The sequence below is a fragment of the Escherichia sp. 93.1518 genome (genome assembly GCF_013368915.2).
Classification (GTDB): Bacteria; Pseudomonadota; Gammaproteobacteria; order Enterobacterales; family Enterobacteriaceae; genus Escherichia; species Escherichia ruysiae.
In genome coordinates this window covers 1-1,785 of sequence record NZ_JABWMT020000077.1, presented here as the reverse complement: position 1 = coordinate 1,785, position 1,785 = coordinate 1, and the positions used below count along the sequence as shown (strand labels likewise).

Sequence of the window (1,785 nt, the reverse complement as noted above, 5' to 3'; positions counted from 1 at the left end):
GCCGCCAGGCAAATTCTGTTTTATCAACACGTCTTATCCTGACATGTCGATTTAATCTGTATCAGGCTGAAAATCTTCTCTCAATCCGCCAAAACACCTTCGGCGTTGTAAGGTTAAGCCTCACGGTTCATTAGTACCGGTTAGCTCAACGCATCGCTGCGCTTACACACCCGGCCTATCAACGTCGTCGTCTTCAACGTTCCTTCAGGACTCTCAAGGAGTCAGGGAGAACTCATCTCGGGGCAAGTTTCGTGCTTAGATGCTTTCAGCACTTATCTCTTCCGCATTTAGCTACCGGGCAGTGCCATTGGCATGACAACCCGAACACCAGTGATGCGTCCACTCCGGTCCTCTCGTACTAGGAGCAGCCCCCCTCAGTTCTCCAGCGCCCACGGCAGATAGGGACCGAACTGTCTCACGACGTTCTAAACCCAGCTCGCGTACCACTTTAAATGGCGAACAGCCATACCCTTGGGACCTACTTCAGCCCCAGGATGTGATGAGCCGACATCGAGGTGCCAAACACCGCCGTCGATATGAACTCTTGGGCGGTATCAGCCTGTTATCCCCGGAGTACCTTTTATCCGTTGAGCGATGGCCCTTCCATTCAGAACCACCGGATCACTATGACCTGCTTTCGCACCTGCTCGCGCCGTCACGCTCGCAGTCAAGCTGGCTTATGCCATTGCACTAACCTCCTGATGTCCGACCAGGATTAGCCAACCTTCGTGCTCCTCCGTTACTCTTTAGGAGGAGACCGCCCCAGTCAAACTACCCACCAGACACTGTCCGCAACCCGGATTACGGGTCCACGTTAGAACATCAAACATTAAAGGGTGGTATTTCAAGGTCGGCTCCACGCAGACTGGCGTCCACGCTTCAAAGCCTCCCACCTATCCTACACATCAAGGCTCAATGTTCAGTGTCAAGCTATAGTAAAGGTTCACGGGGTCTTTCCGTCTTGCCGCGGGTACACTGCATCTTCACAGCGAGTTCAATTTCACTGAGTCTCGGGTGGAGACAGCCTGGCCATCATTACGCCATTCGTGCAGGTCGGAACTTACCCGACAAGGAATTTCGCTACCTTAGGACCGTTATAGTTACGGCCGCCGTTTACCGGGGCTTCGATCAAGAGCTTCGCCTTGCGGCTGACCCCATCAATTAACCTTCCGGCACCGGGCAGGCGTCACACCGTATACGTCCACTTTCGTGTTTGCACAGTGCTGTGTTTTTAATAAACAGTTGCAGCCAGCTGGTATCTTCGACTGATTTCAGCTCCACGAGCAAGTCGCTTCACCTACATATCAGCGTGCCTTCTCCCGAAGTTACGGCACCATTTTGCCTAGTTCCTTCACCCGAGTTCTCTCAAGCGCCTTGGTATTCTCTACCTGACCACCTGTGTCGGTTTGGGGTACGATTTGATGTTACCTGATGCTTAGAGGCTTTTCCTGGAAGCAGGGCATTTGTTGCTTCAGCACCGTAGTGCCTCGTCATCACGCCTCAGCCTTGATTTTCCGGATTTGCCTGGAAAACCAGCCTACACGCTTAAACCGGGACAACCGTCGCCCGGCCAACATAGCCTTCTCCGTCCCCCCTTCGCAGTAACACCAAGTACAGGAATATTAACCTGTTTCCCATCGACTACGCCTTTCGGCCTCGCCTTAGGGGTCGACTCACCCTGCCCCGATTAACGTTGGACAGGAACCCTTGGTCTTCCGGCGAGCGGGCTTTTCACCCGCTTTATCGTTACTTATGTCAGCATTCGCACTTCTGATACCTCCAGCA

General features: G+C 53.2%; 1 rRNA gene. It reads right to left on the bottom strand.

Annotated features, from left to right (window positions below):
- Positions 1-109: 109 nt before the first annotated feature.
- Positions 110-1,785 (bottom strand): 23S ribosomal RNA (locus HEN21_RS22415); the annotation flags it as partial.